Source organism: Pseudomonas sp. NFPP04 (assembly GCF_900113815.1).
Taxonomy (GTDB): Bacteria; Pseudomonadota; Gammaproteobacteria; order Pseudomonadales; family Pseudomonadaceae; genus Aquipseudomonas; species Aquipseudomonas extremorientalis.
Window position 1 is genome coordinate 338,948 of the sequence record NZ_FOQS01000006.1, and the last position, 14,769, is coordinate 353,716.

11 protein-coding genes are annotated in these 14,769 nt (G+C 63.5%); 7 read left to right on the plus strand and 4 right to left on the minus strand.

Annotated elements, in window-relative coordinates:
• Positions 1-29: 29 nt before the first annotated feature.
• From BM017_RS15945 to BM017_RS15955, 3 genes are read left to right on the plus strand one after another with little or no spacing between them, the layout of a single operon-like run.
• Positions 30-974 (plus strand): ornithine cyclodeaminase family protein, encoded by a 945-nt coding sequence (locus BM017_RS15945; protein ID WP_092246093.1) that lies wholly within the window; start codon positions 30-32, stop codon positions 972-974.
• Positions 971-2,104, plus strand: coding sequence for an NAD(P)/FAD-dependent oxidoreductase (locus tag BM017_RS15950; RefSeq protein WP_092246096.1), 1,134 nt, complete (start codon positions 971-973; stop codon positions 2,102-2,104). Before BM017_RS15945 ends, BM017_RS15950 begins: the two co-directional genes overlap by 4 nt.
• The gene (locus tag BM017_RS15955) at positions 2,104-2,730 is read left to right on the plus strand and encodes a helix-turn-helix transcriptional regulator (RefSeq protein ID WP_071491497.1); all 627 of its coding nucleotides are present in this window, start codon (positions 2,104-2,106) and stop codon (positions 2,728-2,730) included. The genes BM017_RS15950 and BM017_RS15955 overlap by 1 nt, the downstream gene beginning before the upstream one ends.
• 188 nt (positions 2,731-2,918) lie before the next feature.
• Here BM017_RS15955 and BM017_RS15960 read toward each other — a convergent pair whose 3' ends face one another.
• The gene (locus BM017_RS15960) at positions 2,919-3,695 is read right to left on the minus strand and encodes an ABC transporter substrate-binding protein (RefSeq protein WP_092246099.1); all 777 of its coding nucleotides are present in this window, start codon (positions 3,693-3,695) and stop codon (positions 2,919-2,921) included.
• 262 nt (positions 3,696-3,957) lie between these two features.
• Between BM017_RS15960 and BM017_RS15965 the strand changes: the two genes are divergently transcribed.
• Complete coding sequence (locus BM017_RS15965) at positions 3,958-5,640, plus strand: AMP-binding protein (protein ID WP_092246102.1); 1,683 nt, start codon at positions 3,958-3,960, stop codon at positions 5,638-5,640.
• A 57-nt stretch (positions 5,641-5,697) separates the two neighbouring features.
• On the opposite strand, the gene BM017_RS15970 is transcribed toward BM017_RS15965, so the two are convergent.
• Positions 5,698-7,659 (minus strand): methyl-accepting chemotaxis protein, encoded by a 1,962-nt coding sequence (locus tag BM017_RS15970; protein ID WP_092246104.1) that lies wholly within the window; start codon positions 7,657-7,659, stop codon positions 5,698-5,700.
• A 315-nt stretch (positions 7,660-7,974) separates the two neighbouring features.
• Between BM017_RS15970 and BM017_RS15975 the strand changes: the two genes are divergently transcribed.
• The 3 genes from BM017_RS15975 to BM017_RS15985 are packed head-to-tail and all read left to right on the plus strand — an operon-like array spanning position 7,975 to position 12,009.
• On the plus strand, positions 7,975-8,430 hold the full coding sequence (locus BM017_RS15975) for a (2Fe-2S)-binding protein (protein WP_058427060.1): 456 nt from the start codon (positions 7,975-7,977) through the stop codon (positions 8,428-8,430).
• Positions 8,430-10,649: a xanthine dehydrogenase family protein molybdopterin-binding subunit gene (locus BM017_RS15980; protein ID WP_092246107.1), complete on the plus strand. Its 2,220-nt coding sequence runs from the start codon at positions 8,430-8,432 to the stop codon at positions 10,647-10,649. The genes BM017_RS15975 and BM017_RS15980 overlap by 1 nt, the downstream gene beginning before the upstream one ends.
• Before the next feature lie 16 nt (positions 10,650-10,665).
• Positions 10,666-12,009 (plus strand): c-type cytochrome, encoded by a 1,344-nt coding sequence (locus BM017_RS15985; protein ID WP_092246110.1) that lies wholly within the window; start codon positions 10,666-10,668, stop codon positions 12,007-12,009.
• A 2-nt stretch (positions 12,010-12,011) separates the two neighbouring features.
• Here BM017_RS15985 and BM017_RS15990 read toward each other — a convergent pair whose 3' ends face one another.
• Positions 12,012-13,088 (minus strand): choline metabolism transcriptional regulator GbdR, encoded by a 1,077-nt coding sequence (locus tag BM017_RS15990; RefSeq protein ID WP_092246113.1) that lies wholly within the window; start codon positions 13,086-13,088, stop codon positions 12,012-12,014.
• Complete coding sequence (gene gabP / locus BM017_RS15995) at positions 13,085-14,494, minus strand: GABA permease (protein ID WP_092246116.1); 1,410 nt, start codon at positions 14,492-14,494, stop codon at positions 13,085-13,087. The genes BM017_RS15990 and gabP overlap by 4 nt, the downstream gene beginning before the upstream one ends.
• Between the last annotated feature and the right edge of the window lie 275 nt (positions 14,495-14,769).

A 14,769-nucleotide genomic window follows, 5' to 3' on the forward strand; every position in this document is an offset into this window, starting at 1 on the left:
GACAAATTAGTTTACTTGCGGAGATCCCCATGTCCAGCACACCCCATGTGATCCACCAGGCCCAGGCCCGCGAATTGCTCGGAAAAGTCGATGTGCCGCAGATCCTGCGCAAGCTGTTCCAGGACCTGGCGGCCGGGCAAGCCGTGCAGCCAGCGCAGCAACTGGTGGAGTTCCCGCACGCCACCGGCGACTTTATCAACTACCTGGGTGTGCTGGCCGAGGATGGGGTGTACGGGGTCAAGACCTCGCCCTATATCGTGGGTGAGCAAGGGCCACTGGTGACCGCGTGGACCTTGTTGATGTCGATGCAGACCGGCCAACCCCTGCTGCTGTGCGATGCGGCCGAACTGACCACGGCCCGCACTGCGGCCACCACAGCGCTGGCGGTGGAAGCATTGGCGCCTTTATCAGCAAGACGCCTGGCGATCATTGGCAGCGGCAAGGTGGCGCAGGCGCATTTGCACTACGTCAAGCAACTGCGTGACTGGCAGCGCATCAGCCTGTTTTCCCCCAGTCTGGGCAACGCCAGCGCCGAGGCTATCGCCCACCTCAAAAACCTGGACCCACGGGTGGTCATCGCCGACAGCTGCGAGGCGGCCGTGGACGACGCCGATGTGATCCTGCTGTGCACCTCGTCGGCCGGGCCGGTACTCGACCCTGCCCACTTGAGCAAACCGGCGCTGATTACCTCGATCAGCACCAATGCGCCCCGCGCCCACGAAGTGCCGCCCCACAGCCTCAACGCGATGCAGGTGTTCTGCGACTATCGCCAGACCACCCCGGGCGCGGCGGGTGACATGCTGATCGCCGCCGAGCAACACGGGTGGGACCCGCGTGCCATCGTGGGGGACTTGCCCGAACTGCTCAGCGAATGGGTGCAACCTCCGACCTACGACCGTCATGTATTCTTCCGCTCCATCGGCCTGGGCCTGGAAGACATCGCCCTGGCCAATGCCCTCTGGAGACAGCTATGAACCACGCAGATTTCATCATCATCGGCGGCGGTATTGCCGGCGCCTCCACGGGGTTCTGGTTGTCGCAGCACGGCAAGGTGCGGGTGCTTGAGCGCGAAAGCCACCCGGCCTATCACTCCACCGGACGTTCGGCGGCACTGTTTACCGCCGCCTACGGCACCCCGCAGGTGCGGGCGCTGACCCTGGCCAGCCGGGCGTTTTTCGATAACCCGCCGCCCGGTTTCTGCGAACACCCGTTGCTCACGCCCAGGGGCGAAATGACCGTGGACTTCATCGGCGATGCGGCCGAGTTGAACACCCAGTACCAGAGCGCCAAGGCCACCGTGGCCGAGGTCGAATTGCTCAGCGCCGACGAGGCCTGTGCGAAGTTGCCGATCCTGCGCCGGGAAAAAGTCCACGGTGCACTGTATGACCCCACCGCCAGCGACATCGACACCGACGCCCTGCACCAGGGCTACCTGCGCGGTATCCGCCGCAACGGTGGCCAGGTGCATACCGATAGCCACGTACTCGGCTTGAGCCGCGACAGCGACGGCGTCTGGCAGGTGCAAACCCAGGACACAACCTACACCGCGCCGGTCATCATCAACGCCGCCGGCGCCTGGGCCGACCACATCGGCGGTCTCGCCGGGGCCGCGTCCATCGGCTTGCAGCCCAAGCGGCGTTCGGCGTTCATCTTCGCCGGCCCCGACGGCGTCGACAGCCACCGCTGGCCGATGCTGGTGGCGCTGGACGAATCCTTCTACATGAAACCCGACGCCGGCATGTTCCTCGGCTCCCCAGCCAATGCCGACCCGGTGGCGCCTCAGGATATTCAGCCCGAAGAGCTGGACATCGCCATGGGCATCTACCAGATCGAAGAAGCCACCACCCTGACCATCCGCCGCCCGACCCGCACCTGGGCCGGCCTGCGCAGCTTCGTGCACGACGGTGATCTGCTCGCGGGTTTTGATCCGGTGGTACCGGGGCTGTTCTGGGTCGCGGCACAGGGCGGTTATGGCATCCAGACCTCACCGGCCATGGGCCAGGCCAGTGCCGCACTGGTGCGCGGCGCAGCGCTGCCGGAGGCGCTGACACGCTTCGGCCTCGACGCTGGTATGCTCTCCCCTGCACGCCTGGAGCCCCATTGATGAACACCGCTGAACAAGACACCGTCATGCAGAACTTCCGCGCGATGGCCGACGCCATCGCCACGCTGTTCTTCCCCCACGCCGAAGCGGTGCTGCATGACCTGCGCTCGCAAAAAGTCGATTACATCGCCAATAACCTGTCCAAGCGCAGCATCGGCGATGACTCGGCGCTGGAGGACATGCTCGACGCCGACGTCAGCGAGGTCAATATCGGCCCGTACGAAAAGCTCAACTGGGATGGCCAGAAAATCCGCAGCCTGAGCACCGTGCTGCACGACCACAAGGGCCGACGCCTGGCGGTGCTGTGCATTAACCTGAATATTTCACTGTTTGAAAACGCCAAGGCGGCGCTGGACCTGTTCCTGTCGCCGAGCAAGCTGATCCCGCAGCCGGACTCGTTGTTTCGTGATGACTGGCAGGAGCGCATCAACACGTTTTTGCATGCCTGGATGCGCGAGCGGCAGTTGAGCCTGAATGTGCTGACCCGCGACCACAAGCGTGAGCTGGTGCTGGCCCTGCACGCCGAGGGGGCGTTCAAGGGCAAGAGCGCGTCGAACTATGTGGCCAATGTGCTGGGCATGGGGCGGGCGACGGTCTACAAGCATCTGAAGGAACTGAAGGGCTGAGGTGCGCACGACCGCATTTTGTGGCGAGCGGGCTTGCCCCGCGTTGGACTGCGTAGCAGGCCCATCTTTGGGGTCGCTTCGCAACCCAACGCGGGGCAAGCCCGCTCGCCACAGCAAGCCCGCTCGCCACAACAAGTCCGTTGGCCTCAGGGGTTCTAATTGGCCGCGCGACAGCGCGCGTGTACCTCTCAATCGCCGTAGATATCGGCCTTGAAGTACTGCTGCGAAATCTTCTGGTACTCGCCACTGGCGCGAATGCCGTCAATGGCCGCATTCAACTGGCTGACCAATTCAGTATTGCCCTTGCGCACCGCGATGCCCGCGCCCTCGCCCACGTATTTCGGGTCCTTGAGTTCCGGGCCGACAAACGCGTAGCCCTTGCCACGGGGCATCTGCAGGAAATCATTCAAGGGGATGGTGTCGGCAAAGATCGCATCCAGTCGCCCGGCAGCCAGGTCCATGTAGATCTCTTCGTTATTGCCATAGCGCTTGACGTTGATGCCCTTGGGCTCGAACACCTCGGTGGCGTAGCGATCCGTGGTGGTCGCACGCTGCACCCCCACGGTCTTGCCCTTGAGGCTGGCGTACTGGTCATCCACCACCGCCCCCTCCTTCATCACCAGGCGCGATGAAGTGAAGTAGTACTTGTGGGTGAAATCCACCGACTTCTTGCGGTCTTCGTTGATGGTCATGGACGACAGCGCCATGTCGATTTTCTTGACTTTGAGGGACGGAATCAGACCGTCGAACTCACCTTCGACCCACACGCACTTGACCTTCATCTGCGTGCACAGCGCATTGCCGATGTCGTAGTCGAACCCGACGATCTTGCCTTCCTGGGTCTTGGAGGCGAACGGTGGGTAAGCCGCCTCGATACCGATGCGCAGGGTTTTCTCGGCGGCGACCAAGGGGCCGGATGCAAGCAGGCTCAAGGCCAGGGCGGTAATGAGGGAGCGTTTCTGCATGATCGTGGTCTCGCAAGTTGTTGTTGGTTTGGCAAGAGTGAGAAAGAGATGAATCGCGCTATTTTGTACTTATAATTCCATCTTGGACTTTTACGTCTCAATCGTCAATCTCACCGCTGCCTGGCGCGACACCCATGACTTTTTTGCACAACGCACCGGTGTTTTTGGGCGTTCTGCTCTGATTTATGCGTGCCTATACTCGATCCAGCCTCTCGGCTAAACCGAGGGTCAGTCCCCACAACAATAATTAAGGACAGCCACCATGACCCAGCCCTTCCTGGCCGCTCGGGATTTTCTGCTCGCTCACCGCACCGACTACGCCACTGCCGTCCGGGACTTCCGTTGGCCGCAACTGGATGCATTCAACTGGGCCTTGGACTATTTCGACACGATGGCCGAGGGCAATGCGGCGCATGCGCTGTGGATCGTCGAGGAAGACGGCAGTGAGCAACGCTACAGCTTCCAGCAACTGGCCACGCGCTCCAACCAGGTGGCCAATCACTTGCGCGCACTCGGTGTACGTCGCGGTGACCGGGTGCTATTGATGCTCGGCAACGATGTGGCGCTGTGGGACACCATGCTCGCCGCGTTCAAGCTCGGCGCCGTGGTCATTCCCGCCACCGCCCTGCTGAACCCCGACGACCTGCGCGACCGCATCGAGCGCGGGCAGGTGCGCCATCTGGTGGTCGGCGAGGCCCACGTACCTAAATTCGACGGGCTGGCAGACGGTTGCAACCGCATCTGTGTGGGCGCGGCACCGCAGGGTTGGGTCGCCCACAACGCCGCCTTTGAATACCCCGATCATTTCGAGGCCGAAGGCCGCACCCTGGCCACCGACCCGATGCTGCTCTATTTCACCTCCGGCACCACGTCCAAACCGAAGATGGTGCTGCACAGCCACCAGAGTTACCCGGTGGGCCACCTGTCGACCATGTACTGGATTGGCCTGCAGCCGGGCGATCTGCACCTGAATATCTCCTCGCCCGGTTGGGCCAAGCATGCCTGGAGTTGCCTGTTCGCGCCCTGGAATGCCGGTGCGTGCATCTTTATCCATAACGTCGCGCGGTTCAGCGCGCCGGCCCTGCTCAGTGCCTTGGAACGCTACGGCGTGACCAGCCTGTGTGCGCCGCCCACGGTATGGCGCATGCTGATCCAGGAGGATCTTGCCAGCTATAAATCGCGCCTGAGCCTGCGCGAATTGGTAGGCGCCGGTGAGCCGCTGAACCCGGAAATCATCGAGCAGATCCAGCACGCCTGGGGCCTGCCGTTGCGCGACGGTTTCGGCCAATCGGAAACCACCGCGCTGGTGGGCAATACCCCAGGCCAGGTGCTCAAGCCCGGTTCCATGGGCCGTCCGCTGCCGGGCTACAAGGTGGCCTTGCTCGACCCGGATGGCAATCCCGGCAGCGAAGGCGAAGTCGCCCTGCCCCTGGACGTGCGCCCTCTCGGGCTGATGATCTGCTACGAAGACAGCCCGGAGAAAACCGCCGAGGTCATGCGTGACGGCTACTACCGCACCGGCGACACCGCGCAGGTCGACGCCGACGGCTACATCACCTTCGTCGGTCGCGCCGACGATGTGTTCAAGGCCTCCGACTACCGCATCAGCCCGTTCGAGCTGGAAAGCGCCTTGATCGAACACCCGGCGGTCATGGAAGTGGCCGTGGTGCCGAGCCCAGACCCGCTGCGCCTGGCGGTGCCCAAGGCGTTCCTGATCCTGGCCCACGATGCTGCGGGCGACGCCGAGCTGGCCCGGCACATCCTGGCTTTTGCCCGCGAGCACCTGGCGCCGTACAAACGGGTGCGGCGTATCGAGTTCGTCAGCGAACTGCCCAAGACCATCTCCGGCAAGATCCGCCGCGTGGAGTTGCGCCAGATGGAGGTGGTGCGGCGCCAGGGCGATACGCGTGGCGAGCGGGAACACTTCGAGGAAGATTTCGCTTAACCAAAGCCCCGTGATGCAGGTGGCTGCACTCGGCGGGGCGCGCTGCACGCCAGTCGATCAGGCCACCTTGAAACGATTGACCAGGCGTTGCTGCTGCTCGGCCAGGCGCGCCAGCTCCTGGCTGGTAGCGGCCGTCTGTTCAGCCCCGGCACTGACCTGGATCACCAGGTCATTGATCTCGTTGACGTTGCGGTTGATGTCCTCCGAGACCGCACTCTGCTCTTCGGCGGCCGATGCGATCTGCATGTTGCGATCACTAATCCCCGACACCCCTTCGGCGATCTCTTGCAGCAACTCACCCGCTCGTTCCACCTTGCTCGCACCGTCCTGCGCCTTACCCAGGGTTTCTTGCATGGACGTGGCCGCACGGTCGGAGCCGGTCTGCAGGTTGCTGATCATCTGTTGAATACTGCCCGTGGACTCCTGGGTCTTCTGCGCAAGCACACGGACTTCGGACGCCACCACCGCGAACCCACGGCCGTGATCCCCGGCCCGCGCCGCTTCGATCGCCGCATTCAAGGCCAGCAGATTGGTTTGCTCGGCGATGCCCCGAATAACGTCAAGCACAGTGGAAATGCCGTCGCTTTCCTGCTTGAGATCGCCAATGATCAGCGCGGTTTCCTCGGCCTGCCCCGAGAGCTGGCGGATCAGTGCGATGGTGCTTTCTATTTCGGCACGCCCTTGTGCGGTGCTGGTATTGACCCGTTGCGACATCTGCGCCGCATCGTTGGTGCTGTGCGCCACTTCGCGCACGGTGGCACTCATCTGGTTGATCGCCGTCGCCACCAGCTCGGTGCTCTGGCGTTGCTGCTCGACGCTCTGGCTGGTCTGGATCGTGACCGTGGAGGACTCCTCCGCCGCCGTCGCCACTTGGGCGGTGGCGTTGCCGATTTCCTGCACGACGCCACTGATCTCTTGCGCCATGCGGTTGAGGTTGTGTGAGATCTGGCCGAATTCGTCGCAGCTCTGGTACGTCGCCCGTGCCGTGAGGTCGCGCTGCGCCAGGTCGTTCAGCACCCGGTTCAGGTCGCGCACCGCCGAGCCGATCATGCGGATAATCAGCCAGGACAACACCACAACCGCCAACAGCGCCACCACCACCGCGCCCAGGGTCAACCACAGGGCACGACTGGCGGCATCGCGTTCATGCTTGGCCAGGTCGCTGACACTTTGGCCCAGGGTTTCTTCCACTTGGCTCATCAGGTCGATGCGTCGAGTGGAGGTTTCAAACCACGCCTCTGGCTTGATGCCCAGCGCCTGCCCCATCGGCACCTCAAATGCCAGGCGTTGCAGTTTGCCGACTTCCACGGCGGCGGGGTTTTGCATCTGCTCATCGAACTGTTGAAGCGTGGCTACCGGTGCCTTGCGGCGGAACGCATCGTAGTAGGCATTGAACTCACCCAGGTTACGGCTGAAGCGTGACAGCAGCGTCGCATCAAAGCGATCCTGATTGAATACCAGCCCCAGTATCACGCGCTCGCGTCCGGCGCGCTCTTTCATTTCGATGAATTGGTTCAACGCGCCGAGGGCATAGACCAGGGTTGCGTTGTTGACGCTGGCCTCCAGGGAATGGGTATACCCCACCAGGGCCTGGATGATCTCGGTGTAGCGCGCGCCGGATTCGGTGCTATTGATGCCCAGCTTGTCGATCTGTGCACGGGTCGCCGGCAGTTGGTCCAAGGCACGCTGCACGCCATCCAGGCTCGCACCACCCGACGCCCTCAAGCCGCGTACCACCTCGACCGCCGCGCTGGAGTCCTGGCGCATCTGCAACATCCTGTCGCCCATCGACTGGCCACCACTGCCCAGGAAAACCCCGCTGGCACCACGCTCACGTTGTAGCGTGGTGATGAGTCGGCTCAGCTTCTGCGCGGTGGCGCTGGCCGTCACCGTGGCGTCCATGTCGCGCAGCGTCTTGTAGTTGTCCACCACGAACACGCCGGCCAATGTCAGGAACCCGAGCATGGGCAGCAGCAGGATCAACAACAGTTTCAGACGCAGTGGTGCATTCTTGAGCATTTGCCTAAAGCCTCATTTCCATGGATCGCAATGACGCACCGCGCCAGAATAGTGGCGCCATGATATCACCGCTACACACCGCTCTACGCTCGCCATGCCCATTCGTGGCCCCCGATTCGAGCTTGTATTGACCTGGGTCAATCGCCGCTTCGATAACACCAGACTGGCTCATTTCTCTTGAATACTTGCCTGATCCTCCGACTTATCGATTAACGGATAGATAGCCCTTGCGCGCTGGTCTAGAGTTCGACAATAAGCGGCCACTGCGTTCACATCTAAAACAGGCCGCACCTACCGATGATCAGCAGGTGAGCCATGGAATTACGAATCAACCAAAAGGCCTATCAGGTCGATGCCGACGCGGACACGCCATTGCTGTGGGTGATCCGCGATGACCTGGGCCTGACCGGCACCAAGTACGGCTGCGGCCTGGCCCAGTGCGGCGCCTGTTCGGTGCTGGTGGACGGCAATGTGGTGCGCTCCTGCGTCACGCCGGTGGCCGGGGTGGTCGGGCGTGAAATCACCACCATCGAGGCGATTGAAGACGACGAGGTCGGCAAGCGTGTGGTCGCGACCTGGGTCGAGCAACAGGTGGCGCAATGCGGCTACTGCCAGTCCGGGCAGGTGATGGCGGCCACTGCGCTGCTCAAGCACACCCCCGCGCCGAGCAAGGCGCAGATCGACGCCGCCATGGTCAACCTGTGCCGCTGCGGCACCTACAACGCCATCCATGCGGCCGTCGACGCCCTGGCCAAGCAGGAGGGCGCGTGATGAACATCCTCGACGAACTGCTCGACGCACCGGTCAACCTGTCACGCCGCCGCTTTCTGGCGAGTACCGCCGTAGGTGCGCTGGTCATCGGTTTCGGCCTGCCATTGGGCTCGGGCCGGGTACAAGCCGCCACTGCCGCTGAACGCGGCACCCAGGTGCCGGCGTTTCTGGAGATTCGCCCGGACGGCACGGTGCGCCTGCTCAGCCCGTTCATGGAAGGCGGGCAAGGCACCCATACCGCCATGGCGCAGATCGTCGGCGAAGAGCTGGATGCCGACCCCGCCACCTTCATCGTCGAGGCCGCCCCGCCTGGCGAAGCCTATGTGGTGATGGAAAACGGTATGCGCATCACCGGCGGCAGCATGTCGGTGCGCATGAGCTACCCGACCATGCGCCGTCTCGGTGCCCTCGGCCGCGCCATGTTGCTGCAGGCCGGCGCCAAACAATTGGGCGTGCCGGTGGGCGAACTGACCACCCAACCTGGCCGAGTCGTGCACGCGGCATCCGGCCGTTCGCTGGGGTATGGCGAACTGGCCAGCAGCGCCCTCGACATGCCAGTGCCCGATCCTGCCAGCATCACCCTGCGCGACCCGAGCCAGTTCCGCTGGATCGGCAAGCCGGTCAAGCGCCTGGACGCCTACGACAAATCCACCGGCAAGGCGCTCTACAGCATCGACCTGAAAGTCGACAACATGCTCCACGCCGCCGTCCAGCATGCGCCACGTCTGGGCATGACTGTGGGCAGCCTGCGCAACCAGGCGCAGGTCGAAGGCATGAAGGGCGTGCATTCGGTACACGTGCTGCCGGGCGCGGTGGCGGTGGTGGCTGAACGCTGGTGGCACGCCAAGCGTGCGGTGGAAGCGGTCCAGGTCGACTGGCAGGAAGCGGCGGCCGACTCGACGCTGCGCGTGATGCCGGCGGACTTCTCCAGCGACAAGCATTTCGAGTTCCTCGCCGCCCAGCAGGGCCCGGCCCGTGATGACGAAAACGAAGGCGACGTGGCCGCCGCGCTGAAAGGCGCCAAGACCCAGGTCGAAGCGACGTATCACAACCAGTACCTCAACCACGGCCAGTTGGAGCCGCCCTCCGCCCTGGCCCGCTTCAACCCGGATGGCACCCTGGATATCTGGCTGCCCAACCAGGCGCCGGACATGTTCCGCGCCGATATCGCCAAGCGCACCGGCCTGGACCCTGCGCAGATCAACCTGCATTCACCGTTGCTCGGCGGTTTTTTCGGCCGGCATTTCCTGTATGACTCAGCCAACCCCTACCCGCAGGCCATCGCGCTCGCCAAGGCGGTGGGTCGTCCGGTCAAGCTGATCTGGAGCCGAGAAGAAGAATTCCTGCGCGATGTATTGCGCCCGGTGGCCGTGGTCAAGTTCCGCGCCGCACTGGATGACAAAGGCCTGCCGGTGGCCATCGAAGCGGTAAGCGCCACCGAAGGCCCGACCGAAGCCCTCGCCGGCAAACAGGGCGACAAGATCGACCCTACGGCACTGGAAGGATTGTCGGGCAAGTCCTACGCCATCCCCAACAAACGCATCGCACAGATCTACGTCAAAGGCGCGCCCATGCTCGGTTACTGGCGTTCGGTGGGCAATTCGCTGAATGACTTTTTCTACGAGTCGTTCCTCGACGAACTGGCGGACAAGGGCAAACACGACCCCTATGAACTGCGCCTGCACCTGCTGCGCGACAACCCGAGGCTGACCACCTTGCTGCAAGCGGCGGTTGAACTGTCCGGCGGCTGGAAGCGCGGCCCCTTCACCGCCGAAGACGGCAGCCGGCGTGCACGCGGCGTGGCCATGGCCTCGCCGTTCGGTTCCCACACGGCGGCGATTGCCGAGGTGTCCATCGAGAATGGCAAGGTCAGGGTGCACGATATCTGGCAGGCCATCGACCCGGGCAGCATCGTCAACCCGGCGATTGTCGAGGCTCAGGTGAATGGCGCGGTGGCGCTGGGCTTGTCACAGACCTTGCTGGAAGAAGCGGTGTACGTGGACGGCAAGCCACGGGCGCGCAACTACGACCTGTACCCGATCCTGGCGCCGGCGCAGATGGCGCGGGTGCATGTGCGGGTCGTCGAGAGTGGCGAAAAGATGGGTGGTATCGGCGAGCCGCCGTTGCCTGCCGTGGCACCGGCCGTGGCGAATGCGGTGGCGCAATTGACCGGCCAGCGTGTTCGCAGTCTGCCCTTGAGCCGACACACCTTCAGCTGACTTTCAGGAAATGCCCATGAACAACCGTCGATTCGCAAGAACCGCAGGCTGGCTGGCGCTGCCCTGCCTGGTCGCGGCAGGCCTGCTGGCCTGGTACGTCACCCGTGAGCCCGCCACACCGTTTGCACAAGCGCCGGCCACCGCCACCTTCGAGCCGGCCCTGGTCAGCCGCGGCGAATATGTCGCGCGTCTCAGCGACTGCGTGGCCTGCCACAGTCTGCCGGGCAAGGCGCCGTTCGCCGGTGGCCTGGAAATGGCCACGCCGTTGGGGGCAATCCATGCCACCAACATCACGCCGGACAAAACCACCGGGATCGGCAGCTACAGCCTGGCCGACTTCGACCGTGCGGTACGCCACGGCGTGGCGCCGGGTGGTCGACGGCTGTACCCGGCGATGCCCTACCCGTCCTACGTCAAGCTCAGCGACGATGACGTGAAAGCGCTGTACGCGTTCTTCATGCAGGGCGTGCAACCGGCCAACCAGGCGAATATCCCCAGGGATATTCCCTGGCCGCTGAATATGCGCTGGCCCATCGCGCTGTGGAACGGCGTGTTCGCGCCCACTGCAACTTATGCAGCCAAACCCAACCAGGACGCGCTGTGGAACCGCGGCGCCTACATCGTCCAAGGCCCCGGCCACTGCGGCAGTTGCCACACGCCACGCGGGCTGGCCTTCAACGAGAAGGCGCTGGACGAATCCGGTGCGCCGTTCCTCGCCGGTGCCCTGCTCGACGGCTGGTATGCACCGAGCCTGCGCCAGGACCCCAACACCGGGCTGGGCCGCTGGGACGAGGCGCAGATCGTGCAGTTCCTCAAGACCGGGCGCAATGCCCATGCGGTGGTCTACGGCTCGATGACCGAAGCGTTCAACAACTCCACGCAGTTCATGCAGGACGACGACCTGGCCGCCATCGCCCGCTACCTCAAGTCACTGCCCGGCGATCCGCAGCGCGACGGCACTCCCTGGCAGTATCAGGCGGCCGCCACCAACCCGGACGCCCCCGGCGCCCACACCTACGCCACCCGCTGCGCCTCCTGCCATGGCCTCGACGGCAAGGGCCAGCCCGACTGGATGCCGCCCCTGGCCGGCGCCACCTCGGCCCTGGCCAAGGAAAGCGCCTCGGCGATCAACATCACCCTCAACGGTTCGCAACGCGTGGTAGCCGCCGGCGTGCCGGACGCCTATCGCATGCCGGCGTTCCGCGAGCAACTGACCGACCAGCAAATCGCCGAGGTGCTCAGCTACGTGCGCGGCACCTGGGGTAACAACGGCGGTGCGGTGGATGTGGAGGCGGTGGGCAAGTTGCGCGGGCATACCGACCCGGCGAGCAGCAGTCCGATCATCTTGCATATGCGCTGAGTTCAGGACTTCAGGTTTTTCACACTGGCAAATGTTGCCTCGCCCCGCGCCTGCTCCAATACATTCATTGGTGCGGGCGCCGGCAATGTGTGCAACGCTGGCTTGAGCATGATGGACCGCTCGCTGTCCGTGACGGAACGCTCGTCACTGGGGGGCACGCCGAAGTACTCGCGATAGCATTTGGAGAAATGCGGCGTGGACACAAAGCCGCAGAGCACGGCCAATTCGACGATTGAAATGGGTGTCTGCTTGAGCAACTGCCGCGCGCGGATCAGCCGCAGCCGCAGGTAGTAGCGCGAGGGCGAACAGTGCAGGTACTTCTGGAACATGCGCTCAAGCTGGCGACGCGACAGCGCGACATACGCCGCCAGTTCATCCAGGTTGATCGGCTCTTCCAGGTTGGCCTCCATCAATGCCACGACTTCCTGCAGCTTGGGCTGCTGGGTGCCGAGCATGTGCTTGAGCGGTACGCGCTGGTGGTCCTGCTCGTTGCGGATGCGCTCGTAGACAAACATGTCCGAGATGGCCGCCGACAATTCGTGCCCGTGCTCACGGCCGATCAGGTGCAGCATCATGTCCAGGGGCGCCGTGCCGCCTGAACTGGTGAGCCGGTCGCGGTCGAGGGTGAACAGGCTGGAACTGACGGTCACCCGTGGAAACGCCTCCTGCATCGCCGCCAACCATTCCCAATGCACGCTGCATTCATACCCGTCGAGCAAGCCGGCCCGCGCCAACACAACGCTGCCGGTGCAAATCCCACCCAGTCGCTTGGCATAACGCGCCTGGCTGCGCAGCCACTTGACCAGTTCGCCGGTCACGGTGCCCTGGATGCCGATGCCGCCGCACACCATCACAATGTCGGCGGGCGGCACGCTGAGTATCGAACCGTCGGGCGTGATCGGCACACCGTCGCTGGCCCACACCGGGTTGCCGTCCGGGCTTGCCGTGTGCCACTTGTAAAGCTCCTGGCCCGACAACTGGTTGGCCATGCGCAACGGCTCGACCGCTGCCGCCAGCGACATCAGGGTGAACTGGTCCAGCAGCAGGAAAACAATACTGCCGACCGGGCGGCCACTCATGATTGCGAAACTGCGGCCACCGGTTTTTGCGTGGGTTCCGGGTGCCGGGCGGTGAGCAAGCCGATCAAGGAAATCATCAGGGCCAGGACGAGGGTCGAAGAGACTTCGAAACGGTGTTCAGGCGTGACCAGCATCACCATCAAGGCCGCGCAGATGAACGCGATGACCAGCCAGGTCAGCCACGGAAACAGCCACATCTGGAAGCTCAGCGTGACCTTGCGCTGGCGCAGGGTCTTGCGCATGCGCAACTGCGAAACCGCGATCACCAGGTACACCAGCAAGGCGATGGCCCCCGAACTGGCCAGCAGGAACTGGAACAGCCCGGCCGGCATGAAGTAGCTGAGCAGGGTCACGCCCGCGCCCAGGATGGTGCTGGCGATCACCGCCGCCCTCGGCACACTCGCCGCCGAGGTCTTTTTCATCAGTGCGGGTGCATCTCCACGCTTGCCGAGGGAAAACAGCATGCGCGAGGCAATGTAGATCGAAGAGTTCATGCAACTGGCCACGGCGATCAGTACCACCCCATCCACCAGCAGCTTGGCGTGGGGAATGTTCATCAATTCCAGTGCACGCTGATAAGAGCCGACCGAGGCCAGCAACGGGTCATCCCATGGCACCACGGAGATCACCACGAAGATTGACAGCAGGTAGAACACCCCGATGCGCCACATCACCGAGCGCGTGGCCCGGGCGATGTTCTGCACCGGGTTGCTGGACTCGGCCGCCGCAATGGTGACGGCCTCCGTGCCGATAAAACTGAACATGATGGTGATAAAGGCGCCGACCACCGCCGACAGCCCGTTGGGCGCAAACCCGCCATGGTCCTGCATCAACTGGCCAAGCCCACTGGCCTCGCGTTCCGGCACCCAGCCCATCAGCACCGCAAAGCCCACGCCGATAAAACCGATGATCGCGATCACCTTGGCCATGGCGAACCAGAACTCGAACTCGCCGTACTTGGACACGCTGAACAGGTTGGTGACCACCAACAAAAAGATCGACAACAAGGCAAACAGCCAAGCGTCGATCTGCGGGAACCACTGGTTGAGGATATGCCCGGCGGCCAGGGCCTCGATGGGGATCACCAGCACCCAGAACCACCAGTACAGCCAGCCGATGGTAAAGCCGGCCCAGCGGCCGATGGCTTGGTCGGCGTAGGTCGAGAATGAGCCGGTGTCCGGGTTGGCCACCGCCATCTCCCCCAGCATGCGCATGACCAGCACCACCAGCAGGCCGGAAAACAGATAGGCCAGCAGCACCGCCGGCCCCGCCGCCGCAATCGCATGCCCGGACCCGACAAACAACCCCGCGCCGATAATCCCCGCAATGGAAAGCATGGTGACATGGCGCGGCTTGAAGCCTTGCGCCAACTGGCCGTTCGAGTCGTTGGAATTGAGGCTATTCATTGTTTTTGTTGTTCTCGGTGACCGGCGTGAGGACTGACTGGAGGGTCAGGCGATCGTCATTTTTGAATGATGGGTCACCTTACGCGGGCTGACTGGCGCGAAAATAGCCTGGAAACGGCGGGGGTTGGTCTGATATCGACATAAGACCTTATCTGGCTATGGAATCGGAATCTGACTACTTAACGGATCACCGGTTACGCACGGACATACGCGGGCACCCTCCTCAAAATCGATCCCTCACTGATAGGTAGGGATGTGCGTACCCGAATCGGGAC